This is a genomic window from Streptomyces sp. SID3212 (assembly GCF_009865405.1).
Taxonomy (GTDB): domain Bacteria; phylum Actinomycetota; class Actinomycetes; order Streptomycetales; family Streptomycetaceae; genus Streptomyces.
Genome location: NZ_WWJY01001072.1, coordinates 1 through 205, shown reverse-complemented (window position 1 = coordinate 205; position 205 = coordinate 1). Strand labels below are relative to the sequence as shown.

The window sequence follows — 205 nt, the reverse complement described above, 5'->3', positions numbered from 1 at the left end:
AACTCACCGGTCTCGCAGAGTACTTCGACCACCCCGTCGCCCTGCTCTCCTACGGCGACCGCAAACGCGTGGAGTTCGCCCGCGCCCTCTGCCTGGAGCCCAGTGTGCTGCTGCTGGACGAACCGGTCGCCGGGATGAACGCGGCCGAACGCGCCCGGACGGTAGAGGTCGTGCACACCGTACGGGCCGAACTCGGCCTGTCCGT

At 68.8% G+C, this 205-nt stretch carries 1 protein-coding gene; it reads left to right on the top strand.

The genetic code is table 11. From position 1 onward, the window contains the following. Positions 1 to 205 (top strand): ATP-binding cassette domain-containing protein (locus GT042_RS31670; RefSeq protein WP_161312131.1); only part of this gene is annotated, 205 nt, incomplete at both ends.